Here is a 23,157-nt window from a genome sequence, read left to right as displayed (position 1 = left end):
GCGGGCCATGTCGCCGGCCGCAGGCCACTTCTCCCGCCACGGAGTGGTCGAGCTCAGCCGGATCGTGTGCGGAGGCCGGTCGTATGTCTCAGTCCGTGGCCATGTCGTCCGGGGTCGAGCGAGCCAATTCGGCGAGGGCCTTCGGCCGCGGGCCATGTCTCCGGCCGCAGGCCATGTCGCCGGCCGCAGGCCACGTCCGCCACGGAGTGGTCGAGCTCAGCCGGATCGTGTGCGGAGGGCGGTCGTATGTCTCAGTCCGTGGCCATGTCGTCCGGGGTCGAGCGAGCCAGTCCGGCGAGCGTGGCCAGTGCTGCGGAGAGGGTCTCCGTGTGTGGGGTGGCGAGGCCGAGTCGGATCGCGTTCGGGGCGTGTGCGTCGCCCACGGTGAACGCGGCGGCGGGCGGCACGCCGATGCCGTACCGGGCGGCCGCGGCGACGAAGGTGTCGGCGCGCCACGGCCGGGGCAGCCGCCACCAGCAGTGGTAGGAGCGGGGATCGGTGCGCAGCGAGAACCCGGAAAGATGCCGGGCCGCGAGCTCCTGGCGTACGGCGGCGTCCTTCTGCTTGGCCCGCACGAGCCGTCGTACGACGCCCTCGCGCTGCCAGCGGGCGGCGGCCTCCAGGTTGAAGTGCTGGGCGGTCCAGCCACCGGAGCGCAGGGCGGCGGCGAGATCGCCGAGCAGGGGTGCGGGAGCCACCGCGAAGCCGAGGGAGAGGCCGGGGGCGATGCGCTTGGAGAGGCTGTCGACGAGGACCGTACGCTCGGGCACCAGGGCGGCGAGCGGGGGCAGTTCGTCGCGGAGGAAGGCCCAGATGGTGTCCTCGATGGCGGGGAGATCCAGTCGCCTGAGCACCTCCGCCAGCCGTTCCATGCGGGGTGCGGGCATGGTGAGCGACAGCGGATTGTGCAGGACCGGCTGAGCGTAGACGGCGTGCAGGGGGCCCGCCCGGTGGGCCTCTTCGACGGCTTCCGGGACGAGTCCGTCGTCGTCCATGGCAAGCGGGACGAGGGTGATGCCGAGCCTGCCCGCGATGGCCTTGACCACGGGGTAGGTCAGCTCCTCGACGCCGAGGCGGGCGCCGGGCGGGACCAGGGCGGCGAAGACGGCGGAGAGGGCCTGACGGCCGTTCCCGGCGAACAGCACCCGCGCGGGGTCGGGGCGCCAGCCGCCCCGGGTGAGCAGATCGGCGGCGGCCTCGCGTACGGCCGGATGACCGGCCGGGCCCGCCGGCCGCAGGGCGTCCTGGAAGGCGTCGGTACGCAGCAGGCCCTCCAGACTGCCCGCGAGGAGCGCGGACTGCTCGGGCACGACCGGGTAGTTGAACTCCAGGTCGATCCGGCTGCCCGCGGGTTCGCCGAGGGCGGGCGGGTCGGTGGGCGCGGCGGCGCGGACGAAGGTGCCGCGGCCGACCTCGCCGACGGTCAGTCCGCGGCGGCCGAGTTCCTGGTAGACGCGGGTGGCGGTGGAGTTGGCGATCCCGTACCGGCGGGCGAAGGCGCGCTGCGGGGGGAGTCGGTCGCCCGGCTTGAGGGCGCCGGATCTGATCTCCGCGGCCACCTGGTCGGCGACGCTCCGGTAGTCCCGCACGGCGGCTCTCCCCTCGTTCTGCGTAGCCGTCCACCCAATCACAGGATTGCACCGAGTGCAATATTGCCATTGCATCGAGGCAATACGGCTTCCTAGACTCGGTGCATTGCGTCGCTCAGCCAACGGGGAGTCGTCATGGTCGATCCGAGCGGAGTCCTCGGTGTGTTCGTCGTGGCCCTGGGCATGGTGCTCACACCAGGGCCGAACATGCTGTACCTCGTCTCCCGCAGCATCACCCAGGGCAGACGTGCCGGAGTGATCTCCCTCGGCGGAGTCGCCGTCGGCTTCCTCGTCTATCTGACGGCCACGAACCTCGGCCTGTCGGTCGTCTTCCTCGCCGTGCCCGAGCTGTACGTCGCCGTGAAGCTGGCCGGCGCCTGCTACCTCGGCTGGCTCGCCTGGAGCGCGCTGAAGCCGGGCGGGATCTCGGTGTTCGCGCCGAAGGACATCACCCCGGACTCGCCGCGCCGGCTGTTCACGATGGGTCTGGTGACGAATCTGCTGAACCCGAAGATCGCCATCATGTACCTGTCCCTGATACCGCAGTTCATCGATCTGGAGGCGGGCCATGTGCTGCTCCAAGGGCTGCTGCTGGGCTCGGTGCAGATCGTGGTCGCCGTCACGGTCAACCTCTCCATCGTGCTGGCGGCCGGGACCATCGCCGTGTTCCTCGCCCGCCGTCCCGGCTGGCTGAGGGTGCAGCGCTATGCGATGGGCACGGTGCTCGGGGGACTCGCGGTGTCCCTGGCCGTGGACACCTCGGGCCCGGTGAGGGCGAGCTGACGGCGCCGCACTCGCCCCGTGCGGCTCCGGCGCACCAACTTCGGGAAATCCGGCCGGAGGCGGAACCCGCCCCCACCCCCGCTCGTCCAACACACGAGCTGTCGGAGAGTCACCACGGTGCGGTGTCGGCCTCGCTGCTGGCTGCGAACGCTGACCTACCCTCTCCGCCGTGCCGCGGCCGACAGCCACTCCGCCATCGGCGCGCCCCCCTCCAACAGCGCCGATGGCGGACCCTCGTTCCCGGGCCGCGGGCCCTGTCCGCGTTGATGTGCACTCTCTTGACTGGCAGAAACTTCCCGGATATTGGTGGCACCTCGGAAGTTTCTTTCAGCGGAACCCCTCTGAAGCCTCTTCAGCGGATCACCTCCGGAAGGAGCGCACGTTGCCCTCCAGACGCACCGTCCTCGCCGCCACCGCGGGAGTCGCCGCCACCCTCGCCGTGGGCGGCACGGCCTACGCGGACGACAAGAAGCTCCGCTCCCTCATCTCCCGTATGACGCTTGAGGAGAAGGTCGGCCAGCTCTTCGTGATGCGGGTCTACGGCCACTCCGCCACCGCCCCCGACCAGGCCGACATCGACGCCAACCTCAAGGAGATCGGCGTCCGCACGGCCGCCGAGCTGATCGCGAAGTACCGCGTCGGCGGCATCATCTACTTCGCCTGGGCCCACAACACCCGTAATCCGCACCAGATCGCCGATCTCTCCAACGGCATCCAGAAGGCGTCCCTGGAACTCCCGCGCGGACTGCCCGTCCTGGTCTCCACCGACCAGGAGCACGGCATAGTCGCCCGTGTGGGCAAGCCCGCCACCCTCTTCCCGGGCGCGATGGCCATCGGCGCAGGAGAAAAGGGGCGCGAAGCGCTTCGTCAGAAGGGTGGTGGTGGCAGACGGGCGGGCGGCTCGCGCGCCGACGCACGCACCCTCGGCCGGATCGCCGGGAGGGAACTGCGCGCCCTCGGTATCCGGCAGGACTACTCGCCCGTCGCCGATGTGAACGTCAACCCGGCCAACCCGGTCATCGGCGTGCGCTCCTTCGGATCGGACCCGGACGCGGTGTCCGCCCTGGTCGCCGCCGAGGTCGTCGGCTACCAGCACTCCTCGGTCGCGGCGACCGCCAAGCACTTCCCCGGGCACGGCGACACGGCCGTCGACAGCCACTACGGCTTCCCGGTCATCACCCACACCCGCGCGCAGTGGGAGGAGCTGGACGCGCCCCCGTTCCGGGCGGCGATCGAGGCGGGCATCGACTCGATCATGACCGCGCACATCATGGTCCCGGCGCTCGACGACTCCGGCGACCCGGCCACCCTCTCCCGCCCGATCCTCACCGGCATCCTGCGCGAGGAGCTGGGCTACGACGGGGTCGTGGTCACCGACTCGCTGGGCATGGAGGGCGTCCGCACCAAGTACGGCGACGACCGGGTCCCGGTGCTGGCGCTGAAGGCGGGCGTGGACCAGCTCCTCAACCCGCCGAACCTGGCCGTCGCCTGGAACGCCGTACTGAAGGCGGTCCAGGACGGCGAGCTGACCGAGGCCCGGCTCGACGAGTCGATCCTGCGGGTGCTGCGGCTGAAGGCGAAGCTGGGGCTCTTCGGCGACCCGTACGTCAGCCACCGGGCCGTGGACCGCACGGTCGGCGTGGAGGCCCATCTGGCGGCGGCCGACCGCATCGCCGACCGGACCACGACCCTGCTGGTCAACGAGGGCGGCCTGCTCCCCCTCTCCCCGGCCGAGGTGCCGAGGCTCCTGGTGGTCGGCGCCGACCCGGCGTCCCCGTCCGGCACCACGGGCCCCCCGACGGGCGTCCTCGCCACGGCGCTCACCGAACTCGGCTTCACCGCGACCCCGCTGTCCACGGGCACGGCACCGTCGGCCGCGACCATCGCGCGAGCGGTGGCGGCGGCGCAGAACGTGGACGCGGTGGTGGTGGGGACGTACAACGTGACGGCGACGAGTGCGCAGAAGACGCTGGTCGCCCAGTTGCTGGCGACGGGGAAGCCGGTGGCGGCGGTGGCGATCCGCAACCCGTACGACGTGGCTCACCTCCCGGACGTCCGGGGCTACTTGGCCTCGTACTCCTGGACCGATGTCGAACTGCGGGCGGCGGCGCGGGTGATCGCGGGTGCGGTGGCGCCGAGCGGTCGGCTTCCGGTGCCGGTGCAGCGGGCCGACGATCCGGGCCGGGTGCTGTATCCGGTCGGGCACGGGCTGTCATATCCGGCGTAGCGCCGGTACGCCACCGCTCCGGCGCACGACCCCCGTGGGGACTAAAGCGCCCCGTATGTCTGGCGTGTGCCCGCTGCGGCGGGTCACGCTGGACCCGGGGAAAGTGGGGGGAGTGCGATGCGTGGGAGACATGCCGTGGGGGCGGCGTTGCTGGCGGTGGTGCTGCTGTCGACGGGCTGCCAGTCGGGGGGTTCACCGGACGAGGAAGCCCGTCTCGGCGAAGGCGGGTCGGCGTCACCGGACCGGACCCGGCCGTCCGGTTACGGCACGGTGTTCCTCGGGCCCGACGAGTGCAGTTCCTTCGGCACTATCAGCTTCACCGAGGTGCCGTGCGGCGGGGAACGGGCGGCGGCACGGGTGGTGGCCCGCTTCGACGGCGCGGTGGGCGACGGCCCCCCATGCCCGGCCACCACGGACTTCGTCCTCCACATCAGCGAACAGAGCCCCTCGGACGAGGACGGCGACGGCGCGGTCCCCCAGGGCTACGCCTGCATGCGCAACCTCGCCCCACCCCACCCCGGCGACCCGGGCGGCGGAGGCGGCCCCCGCACGATCGTCGGCGACTGCGTCTACAACTCGGGCGGCCGCCAGGTCCGCGAGACGTCCTGCGACGGCAAGTCCGAGAGGAAGCCCCAGTACAAGGTCGTGCAGGCCGTCACAAAACGCTTCCAGTGCCCGGTGTCGACGGCCCTGTACGTCCAACTCGGAGGCGAACGCCCGGTGGGCTGCGCCCGGCCGCTGTGAGCGACCGGGCGCAGCCTCCCTGTCGGGCTATGTCACGGACGCAGCGTCCGCTCCGTACCCCTCTTGTCCAGCTTCGCGTCGAACTTCGCCAGTGGCTTCGCCAGGGACGCGTCAGCCTTCACCGCGGCCGGGGCCACGCCCGCCCACTCCAGGATCTTCGCCGTCGCCAGGGCCTTCTCGGAATCCACCAGGCCCGCCACCCGCGCACCGTGGTTCGCGCCCGGCGCCGTGAAGACGTACGAGTCACGCGCGCTCTTGCCGAGGCGGAACTGCTCCGCGCCCCAGGGGTCGTTCTCGCCGTAGACGAAGAGCATCTGGCGCGCGTTGTGCCGGACCCAGGTGTCCACGTCGCGCATCGCGTACGGCTGGAACGTCATCGGGATCGAGCGCGGCACGAAGTTCCGCGGCGGCAGGTAGCCGTAGCGGATGTACTGCTTCTCGATGTGCGGGAAGACGATGGTCGGGGCGCCGAGCTGGGTGCCCGCCTGGTAGTAGTACGGCGTGTACGGCTCCAGGCCCTGGTCGGTGTAGAAGGAGAAGCCCGCGATCGTGTCGATGGAGTTCCAGATCTCCTCGTCCGTCGCGTTCTTCGCGTCCGCCGGGATCGTGCCGCAGTCCGAGAGCAGGCTGTACTGCCAGAAGCCCCAGACGTAGTCGAGCACCGTCGCCTCGTACGCCTTGTCCAGGCTGCCGACGGTGTCGAAGGTGTAGCCGTTCTCGGCCGCGTACGCCGCGTACCGCTGCTCCAGCGGCTCCCGGCGCACCAGCGCCTCGCGCTGCACACCGTTCAGGCGGTCCCGGCACTCCTTGGTGCCGACCTCCGCGAAGAACTCGTCGTAGGCCGAGTCCTCCTTGTTCACCACGTCGTTGGGGGCGACGTAGGCGACGACGCCGTCCATGTCGCGCGGGTAGAAGCGCTCGTAGTACGTGGCGGTCATGCCGCCCTTCGAGCCGCCCGTCGAGAGCCACTTCCTGTCGTAGAGCGGCTTCAGCGCCTTGAAGATACGGTGCTGGTCGCTCGCCGCCTGCCAGATGTCCAGCTTCGTCCAGTCGGCCGGGGCCGGCCGGGACGGCGTGAAGAAGCGGTACTCCATGGAGATCTGGTTGCCGTCCACGATCTGCGTCGGCTCGCGTCGGCTCGGGGTCGTGGAGACGTTGTAGCCGCCGGTGTAGAACACCGTCGGCCGGCTGACGTCCTTGTGCAGCACGGTGATCCGCTGCTGGAACGTGTCCTTGGACGGGTGCCGGTGGTCGACCGGCTGGGTGTAGTTGAGGACGAAGAAGCGGTAGCCGGTGTACGGCTTCTCCTCGACCAGACTCATGCCCGGTATCGCGAGCAGCCGGTCCTTGATGTCGGTGGTGGCCTCCGGCTGGGCGGCGGTGGCCGCCCCTGCCGTGCTCAACGTGCCTATGAGCACCGTGAGCGCCAGCAGCCATCTGAGCGCCTTGCGCATGCACCCTCCCCTGTGAGTCAGATGTGCGCCCGGAAGCTATCGGAGCAACTGACGATCACACCAGAGGAGTTACCGACAAAACCGGTCACAGACCAAATCGGCTCAGCACAGGATCCAGCCCGACCTCACCGATCCGCCGCCCACCCTGCCGGTCACCTTCACGCAGCGATGGCCCGCGTACACCGACACCGTGAGCGTCTTGCGCCGGTGCTTGCCCTGGTAGGGGACCGGATTGTGGCCGCGCGCCTGCACGCTGACCGCCATCGTCCGCTTCGGTCCCGGGTTCTTGGCGACGGTGAAGGCGCACACCGCGCCGCCGCTCCGGTAGACCTGCACGGAACCCGTGGAGAACGGCACCGTCCGGACCTTGCGCCCCGGACATGAGGTCCCGGCCGCCTGCGCCTCGCCCGGCGCCGCGACGGCCAGCAGCCCGGACGCGGTCAGCAGGGCCAGGCCCACCCCCAGCCGTCGGCGTATCGCACCACTGCCCACTGTGTCGTCCTCCCCGTACCCCGGCGATGAGCGTACTGGTGTACGGACGCCCGACGTATGCCGGACGGTTGCGTGCCGACCGTCACGCGAGTTCTACACCGACGGGTTCACCGACGAAAGTCCGCCACAGTTCGGCGTACTGTCCGCCGAGCGCCAGCAGTTCCTCGTGGGTGCCGTCCTCGGCGACCCGGCCGTGGGCCATGACCACGACGCGGTCCGCGCGGGCGGCCGTGGTCAGGCGGTGGGCGACCACCAGGGTCGTACGGCGGCCTGTCAGTCGGTCCGTCGCCTGGTTGACCTGGGCCTCCGTGGCCAGGTCCAGGGCGGCCGTCGCCTCGTCGAGGAGCAGGATGTCGGGGTCGACGAGTTCGGCGCGGGCGAGTGCGATCAGCTGGCGCTGGCCCGCGGAGAGGTTGCGGCCGCGCTCGGCGACCTCGTGGAGGTAGCCGCCGTCGAGGGTGGCGATCATCTCGTGGGCGCCCACCGCGCGGGCGGCGGCCTCCACCTCGGCGTCCGTCGCCCCGGGGCGGCCGTAGGCGATGGCGTCGCGGACCGTGCCCTGGAAGAGGTATGCCTCCTGCGGGACGACGCCGAGCCGGTGCCGGTACGCCGTCATGTCCAGGGCCCGCAGATCCGTGCCGTCCACGGTGACCCGGCCGCCGGTCGGGTCGTAGAAGCGGGCGACCAGCTTGACGAGGGTGGACTTGCCGGCGCCGGTCTCGCCGACGAAGGCGACGGTCTGGCCGGCCGGGATGCGCAGGTCGACGTTGGAGAGGGCTTCCTCGGCTCCGTCGGAGGAGTCGTACGCGAAGTGCACGTCCTCGAAGGCGATCTCGCCGCGCAGGGAGAGCACGTCGAGCGGCTCGTCGGCGGACTTCGTGGACGTCGGCTCCTGGAGCAGCTCCTGGATCCGGCCCAACGACACCGTCGCCTGCTGGTAGCCGTCGAAGACCTGGGAGAGCTGCTGGACGGGGGCGAAGAACAGGTCGATGTAGAGCAGGTACGCCACCAGCGCGCCGGTCGTCAGGGTCGCGGCGTCGATCCGGCCCGCGCCCACGATCAGCACCGCCGCCACGGCCGCCGACGACAGGAACTGCACGAAGGGGAAGTAGACCGAGATCAGCCACTGGCCGCGGATACGGGCCTGCCGGTAGCTGTCGCTGCGCTCGGCGAACCGCGTGCCGCCGTCCCGCTCACGCCGGAAGGCCTGCACGATCCTGAGGCCGGAGACCGACTCCTGGAGGTCGGCGTTGACCACCGACACCCGCTCACGGGCCAGTTCGTACGCCTTCACGCTCGCCCGGCGGAAGTAGAACGTGGCGATGATCAGCGGCGGCAGCGTCGCGAAGACGACCAGCGCGAGGTGGAGGTCGAGCACCAGCAGGGCGACCATGATGCCGAAGAAGGTGACGACCGAGACGAACGCGGTGACCAGGCCGGTCTGCAGGAAGGTCGACAGGGCGTCGACGTCCGTCGTCATCCGGGTCATGATCCGGCCGGTCAACTCGCGCTCGTAGTAGTCGAGTCCGAGCCGCTGGAGCTGGGCGAAGATCTTCAGACGGAGGGAGTAGAGGACCCGCTCCCCCGTCCGCCCGGTCATCAGGGTCTCCCCGATCTGCGCGACCCACTGCACGGTCACCGCGAGCAGGGCGAGCAGGGAGGCCGCCCAGACCGCGCCGAGGGCGAGTTCGGAGACTCCGCTGTCGATGCCGTGCCGGATCAGGACCGGGAGCAGCAGTCCGGTGCCCGCGTCGACGGCGACCAGGGCGAGGCTGGCCAGCAGGGGCAGGCCGAAGCCGCGCAGGAGGCGGCGCAGGCCGTAGGAGTCCTCCGGGGTGACCGCCCGGGCCTCGTCGACCTCCGGGACGTCCTTGGCCGGGGGCAGCGCCTCGACCTGGGCGAGGAGTTCGGGGGTGGCGGGGGCGCCGTCCATCGCGGTGTCGCGGGGGGTGCGCTCGCCCGCCCACAGCCGGGGCGTGATCTGGCGCTCGGCGTCGAACTCGGCGTCCAGTTCGGCCCGTACGGAGGTGTCCTCCTCCTGGGGGCTGACGGCCGGGGTGTGGCCGGGCGAGACGCCGCCGAGCTCGTCGGGGTCGGTGAGCAGGCGCCGGTACAGGGCCGAGCGCTGCTGGAGCTCCTCGTGGGTGCCGAGGTCGGCGAGCCGGCCGCCGTCGAGGACGGCGATGCGGTCGGCGAGGTTCAGGGTGGAGCGGCGATGGGCGATCAGAAGGGTCGTGCGGCCCTCCATGACCCGCGCGAGGGCCTCGTGGATCTCGTGCTCCACGCGGGCGTCCACGGCGGAGGTGGCGTCGTCGAGGACCAGCAGGCGGGGGTCGGTGAGGATCGCCCGGGCGAGGGCGACGCGCTGGCGCTGGCCGCCGGAGAGGGTGAGGCCGTGCTCGCCGACCTTGGTGTCGTAGCCGTCGGGGAGCTCGGCGATGAAACGGTCCGCCTGGGCGGTGCGGGCGGCCTGCTCGATCTGCTCCTGGGTGGCGTCGGGGCGGCCGTAGGCGATGTTGTTGCGGACCGTGTCGGAGAAGAGGAAGGAGTCCTCGGGTACCAGGCCGATCGCGGACCGCAGGGAGTCCAGGGTGAGCTCACGGACGTCGTGGCCGCCGATGAGGACGGCGCCGTGGGTGACGTCGTAGAAGCGGGGCAGCAGGAGGGAGACGGTCGACTTGCCGGATCCTGAGGAGCCGACGACGGCGAGGGTCTCGCCGGGGCGGATCTCGAAGCTCAGCCCGTCGAGGACAGGACTGGTTTTGCCGTTGGCGCCCTCGTATCCGAAGGAGACGTCGTCGAACTCGACCGTCGCGGGTGCGTCGGCGGGCAGTTCCTTGGTGCCGTCCTTCATGGACGGCTCGGTGTCGATCAGCTCCAGGACGCGCTCGGTGCCCGCGCGGGCCTGCTGGCCGACGGTGAGGACCATGGCGAGCATGCGGACCGGGCCGACGAGCTGGGCGAGATAGGTCGAAAAGGCGACGAACGTACCGAGCGTGATGTGCCCGCGTACGGCCAGCCAGCCGCCGAGGGCGAGCATGGCGACCTGGCCGAGGGCGGGGACGGCCTGGAGCGCCGGGGTGTACTTGGAGTTGAACCGGATCGTCCGCAGCCGCCCGGCGAACAGCCGCCGGCTGACATCCCTGAGCTTGCCGGTCTCCTGCTCCTCCTGTCCGAAGCCCTTGACCACGCGGACCCCGCTGACGGCGCCGTCGACGACACCCGCGACGGCCGCCGCCTGGGCCTGGGCGTACCAGGTGGCGGGGTGCAGCTTGGTGCGGCTGCGCTTGGCGATCCACCACAGGGCGGGGGCGACGGCGAGCGCGACGGCGGTGAGCGGCAGGGACAGCCAGGCCATGACGATCAGAGAGATCACGAACAGGGCGAAGTTCCCGATGGTCATCGGGAGCATGAAGAGCAGGCCCTGGATCAGCTGGAGATCGCTGGTCGCCCGCCCGACGACCTGCCCGGTGGACAGCTCGTCCTGCCGCCGGCCGTCGAGCCGGGTGATGGTCTCGTACATCTCGGTACGGAGATCGTGCTGGACGTCGAGGGCGAGGCGTCCGCCGTAGTAGCGCCGGACGTAGGTGAGCACGTAAACGATGACGGCCGAGGCGATGAGCAGCCCCGCCCAGAGCGCCATCCCGCGGGTCTTGTCGCCGATCACGTCATCGATGATCACCTTGGTGATCAACGGCACGAGCGCCATGACCGCCATACCGACCAGGGAGGACCCGAGGGCAAGGACGACGTCCTTCGGGTAGCGCCAGGCGTACCCCCACAGTCTCCGCGCCCATCCCTGCCGCGCTGCCACGTCCGGCCTCCCCGTGTGATCGTCCACGGACATCACCAACGTGTTCCGGCCCGGTTTTCATCCCGGGATGAGCATCTGCGCGCAGTACGCCTGAGTAGCACGTCGGTGCCGCCCTGGACCGGGCCCGGCTTTGATCATCGGCATGAAGAAGAACACCGTGCTCATCGCCGCCGCCCTCGCCCTCGTGGTGCTGTTCGCGCTGCTCGCCAAGGGGTGCGAGGCGGTGGCGGGCGGGCCGGTGGGCACGACCGACGAGTTCCGCGAGCACGTACGGGCCACGACGGCGGCCGGCGAGTCCGTGTACCGCGCCCTGTCCCCCGCGCCGACGGGCGACCCGCACCCTTCCCAGGAGGGCAGCTCCTCCTGCGTGGACGACTTCGGCTTCGACGACGGTGACGTCGCCCGTGACGAGCCGATCTTCACCTGGGACCTGGACTTCGCGAGCGCCGACGACTTCCGCGCCGCGCTGAAGGCCCTGGAGGCCGCCTGGCGCGAGGAGGGCCGCGAGGTCGAGAAGATCGAGAACGGCATCGCCACCACCCTCGACGACGGCATCCGGGTCACCTTCCACCTGGGCTGGTACAGCGACGAACCCGAGCTGCGCGCGGAGGGCAGGTGCATGCGTTACACGGACACGTACGGCGACTCCTACGACTACATGCGCGACGACAACGGCGACGGCACCGTCGACGAGTACGAGAAGCCCAACTGGTGAGCGTCACGGCTGGCCGACTGACGCCGCTCAGACGGTCGTACGCACCCGGAGATGGTAGAAGCGAGTCGTCTGAACCGAGTTCTGGTTGTCGTCGCTGGCCAGAAGGACGTTCAGGCGGCCGCCCGTGTGCCCGGTGACCGTCATGGCCTCGATGTTGTCGAGGAGCGGATTGGGCTGCGGCTGCTTCGCCGTGGCGCCGAGGTCGGGGCAGTCGGCGATGTCGGCGAGCAGCGTCTTCTTGATCAGCCGTACGCCGTCCTGGCCGGTGAGGTTCTCGATGGCGGACGTGTCCGTGGCGCGGCGCGGGTCGGCCAGATAGAGGCGGACCGTGTTGCCGACGCCGGAGGTGAAGCCGCGTTCGAGGACAAGGAGCCGGCCGTCGGGAAGGGCGGTGACCTCCGGGACGCCGAGGCCGGTGTCGGCGCGGTATCCGTACTGGGCGGAGAGCTCGAATCCGCCCTTGTGCCGGTCCCAGGTCTGGAAGCGGACGATGCCGGCGCTGTCCCCGGAGAGCGCGTACTCCATGGACGCGAGCAGTCCGCCACGGAACCACGTCAGGCCCTCGAAGGTGCCGTTGGACACGGCACGCCCGGCGGGGGCCACCCGGAGCGCGTCCGGCACCGGGAGACGGTCGAGGATCCGGCCGTCCTCGGAGTAGCGCCGGACGGCCGGTTCGCCCTCGGAGCTGATCAGCCGCGTGCCGTCGTGGTCGACGACCAGACCCTCGGAGTCGAGGGCGGCGCCCTTCTCGTCGGCGAGCGGGACCACCCCGCGCGGGGCGAGCGTCTCGGCGTCCAGGGAGAACAGCGCGGAACGGTCGGAGACGGCCGCGAGCGAACCGATGGGGGTCCCCCCGTTCGAGCGCAGCCGAGAATGGGGAACGTCCACCGCGAGCGCGGAGAAGTTGCCCACGAACGTGCCCTGGTACGTCGTCTTGTCGAGCGCGTCGGAGAAGCGGTCGATGGAGACGTACGGCGAACAGGCGTGGTGCTGCGGGGCGTTGGCGTAGGAGGGGCCGGCGGCGGACAGACAGGTGGCCGCCGCCAGCGCCGCGGTGGCGGTAGCGAGTACGGATCTCATGCGCATGGACGTCACCGTAGGGCGGGCCGGTGAAGGGCGGGAGACCGCCAGACGTCAACTCGCGTCCAGATCCCGGTGGATGACCTTGGCGACACCCTGGATGGTCGTGATGCCGTAGTTCATGGTGCTGTTGCCGTGGGTCAGCACGGTGATCATGTAGTCGTGGCCGCCGCCCTTGAAGGTGCCGACGCTGTGCACCCGCCAGCCGTAGGTGGCGCGCTCCAGCCAGCCGTTCTTGACGTGCACGATGACATCGGAGGGCGCGCCGTACGGGGTCCCCCAGCGCTGGGAGGAGATCACGTCGCCCATCAGCTTGCGGACGTACCAGCGGGAGTCGTCGGTGAGCACCGTGTTCTTCGCGGTGAGCAGCTTCATCAGCTTCTGCTCGTCGGTGACGGTGATCTGGGTCAGGCCCCAGTAACCGTTCGCGCCGGGAACGGTCTGGGTCATACCCGCCGCGGCGAGAAAGTTCTTCACCTTGGTGACACCGAGCTGCTTCCACAGCGTGGTCGTGGAGGCGTTGTCCGACTTGGTGATCATGGCCGTGGCGAGGGACTTCTCACGGCTGGTGAGGGCCCGTCCGGTCTTCTGCGCGTCCCACAGCAGCGTGGCGAGGACGGTGACCTTGACGACGCTGGCGGAGTCGTAGGCCTTGGACGGCCGCAGGGTGCAGATGGTCTTGGTGGACCGGTCGTAGAGCCCGACGGCGATGGTCCCCTTACGGGTCGCCAGCGCGGCGGTGATGTCCTTCTGCAGCTTGTCGGCGAGCCCGGCCTTGGCGGACGTACAGCTGACGGCGGGCGTGGTCGCGGCGCTCGCGGGTGTGACGGCGGCCACGGACGCGACGAGCACCCCGCCCGCCACCCATCTGGCACGTCTGGATATTCGGTGAGTCATGCCCTGTTGACTCACGGGCCCGAGGGAAAGGTTGTAGGCGTTGGGGAATGGTTGTACGAGCCGTTACCCACCCCTTGGAACCCATGGCCTCCGACCTCCTCCGGTCAGGGGCCGTTCTCACGTGTCAACTCGCGTGGACAAGGCCCGATTTGCCGTTTCAGGTCACCCAATGGACACGCGAAGTCCATTTACACCGCCGCATGTCCATGTCACTCTCCCTGGTGCCGCCTCCATTCAACCCGCGTAGATGGGACTCCCCTCATGCTGGCGACACACGTACCCCGCTGGAAGTCGGTGGCCCTCGCCACCGCCACCGTTCTGGTCGGCCTCAGCGTCCCCGCGCTCACCGCGACCCCGGCCGCGGCGACCACGACCGCGTACGACAGCACGTACTACAAGAACGCGATCGGCAAGACCGGTACGAGCCTCAAGAGCTCGCTGCACACGATCATCAGCCCCCAGACCAAGTTGTCGTACTCCGCCGTCTGGGAGGCGCTGAAGGTCACCGACCAGGACCCGAACAACAGCAACAACGTGAAGCTGCTGTACTCGGGCATCTCCCGCAGCAAGTCCCTCAACGGCGGCAGCACCGGCAACTGGAACCGCGAGCACGTGTGGGCCCAGTCGCACGGCGACTTCGGCACTTCCGCCGGCCCGGGCACCGACCTGCACCATCTGCGCCCCGAGGACGTCCAGGTCAACAGCATCCGCGGCAACAAGGACTTCGACAACGGCGGCAGCAGCTTCACCAACTCCGGCGGCAGCCTGACCGACTCCAACTCCTTCGAGCCCCGTGACGCCGTCAAGGGCGACGTGGCCCGCATGATCCTCTACATGGCCGTCCGCTACGAGGGCGACGACGGCTGGCCGAACCTGGAGCCCAACGACTCCGTCACCAACGGCAGCGTCCCGTACCACGGCCGTCTCTCGGTGCTGAAGGCCTGGAACGACGAGGACCCGCCGGACGCCTTCGAGGAGCGCCGCAACCAGCTCATCTACACCAACTACCAGGGCAACCGGAACCCGTTCATCGACCACCCGGAGTGGGTCGAGGCGATCTGGTAGGTCAGCTGTCGAGGTGCGTGGGTGCGAACATCCGCAGCACCGCCGGGAGGACGACCACCGAAGGGCCGGGCTCGGACAGGGCCTTGGCCAGGTCGGACTCCAGCGTCTCGGGGGTGGTCCGCACCCCCGGCACCCCGAACGACTCGGCCAGCGCCACATAGTCCGGGCGGGTCAGCTCGGTCGCCGTGGCCTGGCCGAAGGCGTCTGTCATGTACTCGCGCAGGATGCCGTAGCCGCCGTCGTCGACGATCAGCCAGGTGACGTTCAGGTCGTACTGCCGGGCCGTCGCCAGCTCCGCGATGGAGTACAGCGCACCGCCGTCGCCCGACACCGCGAGCACCGGGCGGGTCGGATCGGCCGCCGCCGCGCCCAGTGCCGCGGGGAAGCCGTAGCCGAGGCCGCCGGCGCCCTGGGCGGAGTGCATCCGGTTCGGGCCCTTGGCGTCGAAGGCCGACCAGGCCCAGTAGGCCAGGATCGTCATGTCCCAGAAGGACGGCGAGTCGGCGGGCAGGGCCCTGCGGACCGACGCCAACACCTCCTGTTCCAGGGTGAGTTCCTGGGAGTCGATGCGCGCCTTCACCCGGGAGAGCAGATCCCGTACACGATCGGCCGCCGAGGCGTCCGTACGCTTCGACACCGTCTCCAGCAGCGCCTGAAGCGCGAGCCGCGCGTCCGCGTGGATGCCGAGCGCCGGGTGGTTGGACTCCAGCTTGCCGAGGTCCGCCTCGATCTGGACGACCCGGCCGCGCGGCTTGAACGTGTGGTAGTTGGACGAGAGTTCACCGAGTCCCGAACCGACCACCAGCAGGACGTCCGCGTCCTCCAGGAAGTCCGTGGTGTACCGGTCCTCGATCCAGGACTGCAGGGACAGCGGGTGCGTCCACGGGAAGGCGCCCTTGCCGCCGGGGGTGGTGACGACCGGCGCCTGGAGCAGCTCGGCGAGCTGCTTGAGCTTGCCGCCGGCGTCCGCCCGTACGACTCCCCCGCCCGCGATGATCGCCGGCCGGGCCGCCTTGGACAGCAGGTCGGCCGCCACCGCGGTCAGTTCGGGACGCGGGGGCAGTTCCTCGGGGAAGGCGTCGCCGCCCGTCACTACCGGGATCGACGTCTCGGCGAGCAGCACGTCCTGCGGGATCTCCACCCACACCGGCCCGTGCGGGGCCGTCAGCGCCGACTTCCAGGCCGCCGCGACGGCGGACGGGATCTGCGACTGGGTGCGAACCGTGTGGACGGACTTCACCACGCCCCTGAACGAGGCCGCCTGGTCGGGGAGTTCATGGAGGTAGCCGTGCCGGCCACCGCCCAGACCCGCCGTCGGGACCTGGCTGCTGATCGCCAGCACCGGGGCCGAGGCCGCCGCCGCCTCCTGGAGCGCGGCCAGCGAGGTCAGCGCGCCCGGGCCCGTCGACAGCAGCAGCGGGGCCGCCTCACCGGTGATGCGGCCGTACGCGTCCGCCGCGAACCCGGCGTTGTTCTCGACCCGTAGGCCCACATACCGCAGGTCCGAGCGGCGCAGGGCGTCGAACATGCCGAGGGCGTGCTGGCCGGGAAGGCCGAAGACGGTCGTCGCCCCCAGCCCGGCCAGCGTCTCCACGACCAGGTCTCCGCCGTTGCGGCCGGGGGGAGGGTTCAGCGCGGCCTCCGTCTGGGCGTCGGTGGGGCGGAGCACCAGGTCGTGGTCGTGAGTCACTTCGCGCGGGCCTCTGCAATCTGGCGGGACATGATCGTGGTGAGTTCGTACGCCGTGTGGGACGCGGCCACCGACGTGATCTCGGCGTGATCGTACGCGGGCGCCACCTCGACGACGTCCGCCGAGACGAGGTTGCAGGAGGCGAGTCCGCGCAGGATCTCCAGCAGCTCGCGGGAGGTCATGCCGCCCGCCTCGGGGGTGCCGGTGCCGGGCGCGTGCGCCGGGTCCAGGCAGTCGATGTCGATGGAGATGTACAGCGGGCGGTCGCCGATGCGCTGGCGCAGCTGGTCGGCGATCTCGTCGGCGCCCCGGCGGTAGACGTCGGAGGAGGTGACGATGCCGAAGCCCATCTTCTCGTCGTCGGTGAGGTCCTGCTTGCCGTACAGCGGGCCGCGGGTGCCGACGTGCGAGAGGGCCGAGGTGTCGAGGATGCCCTCCTCCACCGCACGGCGGAACGGCGTGCCATGGGTGTACTCGGCGCCGAAGTAGGTGTCCCAGGTGTCGAGGTGGGCGTCGAAGTGGAGCAGGGCGACCGGGCCGTGCTTCTTCGCGACCGAGCGCAGCAGCGGCAGCGCGATGGTGTGGTCGCCGCCCAGGGTCATCAGCCGGGCGCCGGTGCCGAGCAGGTCGTCGGCGGCGGCCTCGATGGTCTCGACGGCCTCGTTGATGTTGAACGGGTTCACGGCGATGTCACCGCCGTCCGCCACCTGGGCCAGCGCGAACGGGGACGCGTCCTGCGCCGGGTTGTAGGGGCGCAGCAGCCGGGACGCCTCGCGGATGGCGTTGCCGCCGAAGCGGGCGCCCGGCCGGTACGAGACGCCCGAGTCGAAGGGCACACCGACCACGGCGACATCGGCGGTGCCGACCTCGTCGAGGCGCGGGAGCCGGGCGAAGGTCGCGGGTCCGGCGTAGCGCGGGATGCGCGAGGAGTCGACGGGGCCGCGGGGCGTCTCGTTGCTGCTCATGGGAATTGCCTTCTTTCCTACGCTTCGTCGCGTATGTTCATCTGCTCTCGACTCTACTGGTGAGCCGGGACCGCTTCGGACACGAGTTCGGGTTCGGGGGCCCGTCCGGCGAGGCGCTCGCGCCAGGCGGCGAGGACGGCGGCGTCGGTGGGCTTTGTCACCAAGGAGACGGCGACGTAGGCCGCGAGGGAAGACAGCAGGCCGTAGTAGACGGGTTCGTTGGCGAGGATGCCGTACGTCGCCATCAGGCCGATGACCGCGAGGCCGCCGACGACGACCGCGGCGAGGGCGCCCTGCACGGTGCCGCGCTTCCACAGCAGCCCGCCGAGGATGGGCACGAGGAGACCGCCGACGAGGAGGTTGTACGCGACCGTCAGCGCCTCGACGACGTTGTTGAGGGCGATGGCGGTGACGATCACACCGACACCCATGATGAGGATGAACGCGCGGTTGCCCTTGACCTCGTCGTGCTCCCCGTCAGCAGGCTTCACCAGCCCCCGCAGCCGGGACCAGATGTCGTTGTTGGCGACGGTGGCGCAGGCGATGAGCGCGCCGGAGGACGTGGACATCACGGCGGCGAGGGCGGCGGCCAGCACCAGGCCCCTGACGCCCATGGGGAGTTCGTCCTTCACGATGGTGGCGAAGGCGTCGTCGGCGTTGGCCAGGTTCGGGTAGAGCACCTTGGCTGCCGTACCGATGACGGCGCCGGCGAGGGCGTAGGCCAGACAGTAGGTTCCGGCCACCGTGCCGCCCCACTTGGCGGTCCTGTCGCTGCGCGCGGTGAAGACGCGCTGCCAGATGTCCTGCCCGATGAGCATGCCGAACGTGTAGATGAGCACGTAGGTGAAGATCGTCTCACCGCCGATGCCCAGCGGGTCGAAGTACTCGGTGGGCAGCCGGTCCTTCATCTCACCGAACCCGCCGGCGTTGACGACGGCGATGGGCAGGAGCAGAAGCAGCACGCCGATGGTCTTCACCACGAACTGCACCATGTCGGTGAGGGTGATCGACCACATGCCGCCGAGCGTGGAGTAGGCGACGACGATCGAGCCGCCGAGGACGATGGCGAGCGTGCGGTTCATGTCGAAGAGCACGTCGAAGATGGTGGCGTAGGCGATCGTCGAGGTGACGGCGAGCATGAGGGTGTACGCCCACATCACCACGCCCGAGATCACGCCCGCCCGGCCGCCGTACCGCAGATCGAGCATCTCGGAGACGGTGTAGACCTTCAGCCGGGCGATCCGGGCGGAGAAGAAGACGGAGAGGGCGAGGAGCCCGAGTCCGATGGTGAAGACCATCCAGGCGCCGGAGAGCCCGTACTGGTACCCAAGACCCACACCACCGATGGTGGACGCGCCGCCGAGGACGATCGCGGCCATGGTCCCGGAGTACATGGCCGGGCCGAGCCGCCGCCCGGCGACCAGGAACTCACTCTTGGACTTGGCGCGGCGCATGCCCCACCAGCCCATTGCCAGCATGCCGACCAGATAGACGACGATCACTGTGTAGTCGATGGCCATGTGGGCCCTCCCTTACGAACATCCCGGTGGCGTGTCGTGCAGATACATGAGGTGGGGACGTCGGCAGCGGCTCGCGGGGACATCCGCCCGTACCCGCGGCTGCCGGTCTGGACAGACACTAGGTGGCCGGAAAGCGACTGCGAAGTGTACGTTTCATCCATTGAGGCCGTAAGGAGTGGAGGGAACGCACACCATGCCGGATCCGTCCGTCCCACCCACCCCACCGGTACCGCTGTCGGCCCTGCTGGCCCGCGAGGACCTGGCCCTGCGCCAGATCGCGGGCCCGACGGATCCGGACATCGTGATCCACTGGGCGCATACGTCGGAGATGGCGGATCCGTATCCGTATCTGCTGGGCGGAGAGCTCCTGCTCACGGCGGGCGTCCATATCCCCGAGGCGGCCGGCTCCGGCACGTACTTCGACGACTACGTCTCCCGGATCGTCGCGGCGGGCGGCGCGGCACTCGGCTTCGGCCTGGCCCCGGTCCACGACACGGTCCCCCGCGCCCTGGTGGCCGCCTGCGAGTCCTACGACCTCCCCCTCCTGGAGGTCCCACCCCAGACCACGTTCTCCGGAGTGGCCAGAGCGGTCTGGCAGCTGATGGCCCAGGCCCGCCTGGCCGAACTCCGCCGAGTGACAGAGGCCCAGCAGAGCCTGGCAGCGGCGGCCTCCCGCCCGGACCCGGTGCCGTCCGTACTACGGCAACTGGCTCAGCGGGTCGGCGGGTGGGCGGTGCTGTTCGGGCCGGAGGGAGCGGAGGTCTCGTCGGCGGGTCGCCCTGTGGAGAGCGCCGCCCGGGAAGCCCTTGGCGAGCTCACGGAGGTTGTACGTCCCTCGGGTCCGGGGACACCCACCTCTGCCACCGACACCGTCTTCGGAACCCACCTCGCCGCTTACGCCCTCGGCCCCGGTCACGGATTCGTGCTCGGGGTCGCCGCCCCGCGGAGGGATCCCGCCGACCACACCATCGCCTCCGTGGCCGCCGTACTCCTCTCCCTCCTCACCGGAGAACAGCAGAGCGGCACAGGTGCGGCACGCACCTCCGCGCTGGTGCGCCTGCTGCTCGGCGCCGCACCACCGGACGTGGCCCCCCTCCTCGGCACCGGCAAGTGGCTCGTCGTACACGCCAGGCCCGATACGCACACCCCCGACCCCGTCACCGCCTCCGCCCTCGGCGCCGCCCTCGGCTCCCCGTTCGTCGACCTCGCGAAGGACGTCGTACGCGTCCTCGTGCCCGCTGACCGGGACCCCGCCCCGCAGCCCGGCTGGACACTGGGCGTCAGTGATCCCGCGCCCCCCACGGAGTGGCCCGCCGCCGACACCCGCGCCGCCCGCGCACTCGCCCGCGCAAGGGCCACCCGCACGCCCCTGGCCCGCCACGGCACCCGCCCCGGTCTCGCCGAACTCGTCCCCCACGACGACGCCGAGGCCCACGCGCGCACCCTCCTCCAACCGATCGCCCACACCCCCGCGCTCGTCGACACGCTCCGCACCTGGCTGTCCCTGCACGGCAGTTGGGACCGCACCGCCGTCGCCCTCGCCGTGCACCGCAACACCGTCCGCCAGCGCATCGCCCGTTGCGCGGCACTCCTGGACACCGACCTCGACGATCCCGACGTACGCATGGAGCTGTGGTTCGCGCTGCGCACGTGACCCACGTCCCAGCGTCCGGGACGCCCCGCGCGTCCACAGGGGTCTGCCCCACAATGGGACACATGCCGATACCCGGGACACCCAGCCGCGCCGAGCTCGTCGAACACCTCGTCAGAACCCGTATCGCGGGCGACGTCGCCACCCCGCGCGAGAACAACCTCTCCCATTACCGCAAGCTCGCGAACGGCGACCGGAACTTCTGGCTCGGCCTGGAGCTGGGTGACCGCTGGACCGACGAGCAGGACGTGCTCGCGGTGATGGCGGAGCGGGTGGGGGTGAACGACGACCCGGAGTACCGCTACGGCCAGGACACCATCGACCCCGAACTGACGGTCGCGGCCCTGGAGCGGATGGCGGGCCGGCTGCGCAAGGCGGCCGACGGCGGCCAGCGGGTGCTGTTCGCCACCGGCCACCCCGGCGGCCTGCTCGATGTGCACCGCGCCACCGCCGCCGCCCTGCGCACGGCCGGCTGCGAGATCGTGGTCGTCCCGGACGGGCTGCAGACGGACGAGGGGTACGTCATGCAGTTCGCGGACGTGGCGATGCTGGAGCACGGCGCCACGCTGTGGCACACCCACTCGGGCGAGCCGATGAAGGCGATCCTCACGGCCCTTGAGCGGCTCGGCGGCCCGCTGCCCGACCTGGTCGTCGCCGACCACGGCTGGGCGGGCTACGCGGGACAGCACGGCGTCGACTCCGTCGGCTACGCCGACTCCAACGACCCGGCGCTGTTCATCGCCGAGTCCGAGGGGACCGTCCAGGTGACGGTCCCGCTCGACGACCATGTGGTCAGCCCCCGCTACTACGACCCGATGACGGCGTATCTGCTGGCGGAGGCGGGGCTCAGCTAGCCAGGGGGGCGCGGACCACGCCCTCCTTGGCTCAGCTAGCCACGGGGGGCGCGGACCACGCCCTCTTGGATGACGGAGATGGCCAGGCGGCCGTCCTGGGTGTAGATGCGGGCCTGGCCGAGGCCGCGGCCGCCGGAGGCCGACGGGGACTGCTGGTCGTACAGCAGCCACTCGTCGGCGCGGAACGGACGGTGGAACCACATCGCGTGGTCCAGCGAGGCGCCGACGACATCGCCGACGGCCCAGCCGCCCCGGCCGTGCGCGAGCAGGATCGAGTCCAGCAGCGTCATGTCGGAGACGTAGGTGGCGAGGACGACGTGCAGCAGGGGGTCGTCGCCGAGCTTGCCGTTGGTGCGGAACCACACCTGGGAGTGCGGTTCGCGCGGCTCGCCGAACTTCCCGTACGGGGGTTCGTCGACGTAGCGCACGTCCACGGCGGCGCGTGCCTCCAGGAACTTCTCCACGACGCCGCGGTCGAGATGGCCGTAGCCGCTCAGCCGCTCCTCGGAGGTGGGGAGCGTGGCGGGGTCGGGGGCGTCGGGCATCGGGGCCTGGTGCTCGAAGCCCTGTTCCGGGCGCTGGAAGGAGGCGGACAGGGCGAAGATCGGCTGTCCGTGCTGGACGGCGACCACCCGGCGGGCGGTGAAGGAGCGGCCGTCGTTCATACGGTCGACGGTGTAGACGATGGGCGCGCCGGGGTCCCCGATGCGCAGGAAGTACGCGTGCAGGGAGTGGGCGAGCCGGTCCTCGGGGACCGTCCGCCCGGCGGCGACGAGCGCCTGGGCCGCGACCTGTCCGCCGAACACGCGGGGTACGACGGCGGACCGGGACCGGCCGCGGAAGATGTTCTCCTCGATCTGCTCAAGGTCGAGCAGATCGAGGAGATCCTGTAGTGCCTGGCTCATGGCGATTGGTTGTACCGGCCAGTCATTTCGGGGACCTTACAGGCCCATGTCCTTCGCGATGATCGACTTCATGATCTCGCTGGTGCCGCCGTAGATCCGGTTCACGCGGTTGTCCGCGTACAGGCGGGCGATCGGGTACTCGTTCATGAAGCCGTAGCCGCCGTGCAGCTGGAGGCAGCGGTCGATGACGCGGTGGGCGACCTCGGTGCAGAACAGCTTGGCGCTGGCGGCCTCGGCGGCGGAGAGTTCACCGGCGTCCAGGGCTTCGGTCGCGCGGTCGGCGACGGCCTCGGCGGCGTCCACCTCGGCCTGGCAGGCGGCCAGTTCGAACTTGGTGTTCTGGAACGCGGCGACCGGCTTGCCGAAGACGGTGCGCTCCTGGACGTACTGCTTGGCGAACCGGACGGCGGCCTTGGCCTGGGCGTAGGCGCCGAAGGCGATGCCCCAGCGCTCGGAGGCGAGGTTGTGGCCGAGGTAGTAGAAGCCCTTGTTCTCCTCGCCGAGCAGGTCATCGACCGGGATCTTGACGTCGACGAACGCCAGCTCAGCGGTGTCGGAGGTGCGCAGGCCCAGCTTGTCGAGCTTGCGGCCGACGGAGTAGCCCTCGGACTTGGTGTCCACGGCGAACAGGGAGATGCCGAAGCGGCGGTCCTCGGCCGTGGGGGCGGCGGTGCGGGCGCAGACGATGACGCGGTCGGCGTGGACACCGCCG

The 23,157-nt window shown here is 70.6% G+C and carries 18 protein-coding genes; 7 read left to right on the top strand and 11 right to left on the bottom strand.

The window, feature by feature from the left end; genetic code table 11:
- Positions 1–251: 251 nt before the first annotated feature.
- Positions 252–1,589 (bottom strand): aminotransferase class I/II-fold pyridoxal phosphate-dependent enzyme, encoded by a 1,338-nt coding sequence (locus H4N64_RS41160; RefSeq protein ID WP_186287751.1) that lies wholly within the window; start codon positions 1,587–1,589, stop codon positions 252–254.
- 135 nt (positions 1,590–1,724) lie between these two features.
- Between H4N64_RS41160 and H4N64_RS41155 the strand changes: the two genes are divergently transcribed.
- The 3 genes from H4N64_RS41155 (at position 1,725) to H4N64_RS41145 (ending at position 5,343) form a co-directional block, all read left to right on the top strand.
- Positions 1,725–2,372 carry a LysE family translocator gene (locus H4N64_RS41155; protein WP_186287750.1) on the top strand — a complete coding sequence of 216 codons (648 nt, stop codon included), beginning with the start codon at positions 1,725–1,727 and terminating at the stop codon, positions 2,370–2,372.
- 382 nt (positions 2,373–2,754) lie between these two features.
- Entirely contained in the window at positions 2,755–4,599 is a 1,845-nt protein-coding gene (locus tag H4N64_RS41150) for a glycoside hydrolase family 3 protein (RefSeq protein WP_186287749.1), read from the top strand.
- A 117-nt stretch (positions 4,600–4,716) separates the two neighbouring features.
- Entirely contained in the window at positions 4,717–5,343 is a 627-nt protein-coding gene (locus tag H4N64_RS41145) for a hypothetical protein (RefSeq protein WP_186287748.1), read from the top strand.
- A gap of 32 nt (positions 5,344–5,375) precedes the next feature.
- On the opposite strand, the gene H4N64_RS41140 is transcribed toward H4N64_RS41145, so the two are convergent.
- The 3 genes from H4N64_RS41140 to H4N64_RS41130 form a co-directional block, all read right to left on the bottom strand.
- Entirely contained in the window at positions 5,376–6,797 is a 1,422-nt protein-coding gene (locus tag H4N64_RS41140; protein ID WP_186287747.1) for a S28 family serine protease, read from the bottom strand.
- A 102-nt stretch (positions 6,798–6,899) separates the two neighbouring features.
- Entirely contained in the window at positions 6,900–7,289 is a 390-nt protein-coding gene (locus H4N64_RS41135; RefSeq protein WP_186287746.1) for a hypothetical protein, read from the bottom strand.
- An 82-nt stretch (positions 7,290–7,371) separates the two neighbouring features.
- Positions 7,372–11,136, bottom strand: a complete 3,765-nt coding sequence (locus tag H4N64_RS41130) for an ABC transporter ATP-binding protein (protein WP_222110002.1) — start codon at positions 11,134–11,136, stop codon at positions 7,372–7,374.
- A gap of 109 nt (positions 11,137–11,245) precedes the next feature.
- Between H4N64_RS41130 and H4N64_RS41125 the strand changes: the two genes are divergently transcribed.
- Positions 11,246–11,818 carry a hypothetical protein gene (locus H4N64_RS41125; protein ID WP_186287744.1) on the top strand — a complete coding sequence of 191 codons (573 nt, stop codon included), beginning with the start codon at positions 11,246–11,248 and terminating at the stop codon, positions 11,816–11,818.
- A gap of 27 nt (positions 11,819–11,845) precedes the next feature.
- Here H4N64_RS41125 and H4N64_RS41120 read toward each other — a convergent pair whose 3' ends face one another.
- Positions 11,846–12,904, bottom strand: coding sequence for an esterase-like activity of phytase family protein (locus H4N64_RS41120; RefSeq protein ID WP_186287743.1), 1,059 nt, complete (start codon positions 12,902–12,904; stop codon positions 11,846–11,848).
- Positions 12,905–12,952: 48 nt separating this feature from the next.
- Positions 12,953–13,795: a serine hydrolase gene (locus H4N64_RS41115; protein WP_186287742.1), complete on the bottom strand. Its 843-nt coding sequence runs from the start codon at positions 13,793–13,795 to the stop codon at positions 12,953–12,955.
- Positions 13,796–14,056: 261 nt separating this feature from the next.
- Here H4N64_RS41115 and H4N64_RS41110 point away from each other — a divergent pair, with 261 nt between their 5' ends.
- Positions 14,057–14,860 carry an endonuclease I family protein gene (locus H4N64_RS41110; protein ID WP_186287741.1) on the top strand — a complete coding sequence of 268 codons (804 nt, stop codon included), beginning with the start codon at positions 14,057–14,059 and terminating at the stop codon, positions 14,858–14,860.
- A gap of 1 nt (position 14,861) precedes the next feature.
- On the opposite strand, the gene H4N64_RS41105 is transcribed toward H4N64_RS41110, so the two are convergent.
- Genes H4N64_RS41105 through H4N64_RS41095 form a run of 3 tightly spaced genes read right to left on the bottom strand, consistent with a single transcriptional unit; the run spans position 14,862 to position 19,035 of the window.
- The gene (locus tag H4N64_RS41105; RefSeq protein WP_186287740.1) at positions 14,862–16,550 is read right to left on the bottom strand and encodes a thiamine pyrophosphate-dependent enzyme; all 1,689 of its coding nucleotides are present in this window, start codon (positions 16,548–16,550) and stop codon (positions 14,862–14,864) included.
- Positions 16,547–17,515 carry an agmatinase gene (speB, locus tag H4N64_RS41100; protein ID WP_186287739.1) on the bottom strand — a complete coding sequence of 323 codons (969 nt, stop codon included), beginning with the start codon at positions 17,513–17,515 and terminating at the stop codon, positions 16,547–16,549. The genes H4N64_RS41105 and speB overlap by 4 nt, the downstream gene beginning before the upstream one ends.
- Before the next feature lie 53 nt (positions 17,516–17,568).
- Positions 17,569–19,035 carry a sodium:solute symporter family protein gene (locus H4N64_RS41095; RefSeq protein WP_186287738.1) on the bottom strand — a complete coding sequence of 489 codons (1,467 nt, stop codon included), beginning with the start codon at positions 19,033–19,035 and terminating at the stop codon, positions 17,569–17,571.
- A gap of 193 nt (positions 19,036–19,228) precedes the next feature.
- Here H4N64_RS41095 and H4N64_RS41090 point away from each other — a divergent pair, with 193 nt between their 5' ends.
- Together H4N64_RS41090 and H4N64_RS41085 are read left to right on the top strand one after the other, a co-directional pair.
- The gene (locus tag H4N64_RS41090; protein ID WP_186287737.1) at positions 19,229–20,689 is read left to right on the top strand and encodes a PucR family transcriptional regulator; all 1,461 of its coding nucleotides are present in this window, start codon (positions 19,229–19,231) and stop codon (positions 20,687–20,689) included.
- 62 nt (positions 20,690–20,751) lie between these two features.
- A complete protein-coding gene (locus H4N64_RS41085; RefSeq protein ID WP_186287736.1) occupies positions 20,752–21,540 on the top strand; it encodes a phosphatase in 789 nt (262 codons plus the stop codon).
- Positions 21,541–21,575: 35 nt separating this feature from the next.
- On the opposite strand, the gene H4N64_RS41080 is transcribed toward H4N64_RS41085, so the two are convergent.
- Both H4N64_RS41080 and H4N64_RS41075 read right to left on the bottom strand, forming a co-directional pair.
- On the bottom strand, positions 21,576–22,445 hold the full coding sequence (locus H4N64_RS41080) for an acyl-CoA thioesterase (RefSeq protein WP_186287735.1): 870 nt from the start codon (positions 22,443–22,445) through the stop codon (positions 21,576–21,578).
- Positions 22,446–22,481: 36 nt separating this feature from the next.
- On the bottom strand, positions 22,482–23,157 hold a 676-nt coding region (locus tag H4N64_RS41075), incomplete at its 5' end, for an acyl-CoA dehydrogenase family protein (protein ID WP_260860282.1).

The organism is Streptomyces cupreus (assembly GCF_014257025.1).
In the GTDB taxonomy this organism is placed as follows: Bacteria; Actinomycetota; Actinomycetes; order Streptomycetales; family Streptomycetaceae; genus Streptomyces; species Streptomyces cupreus.
The sequence above is the reverse complement of the archived record's forward strand: the minus strand, read 5'-3'. Positions and strand labels throughout refer to the sequence as shown.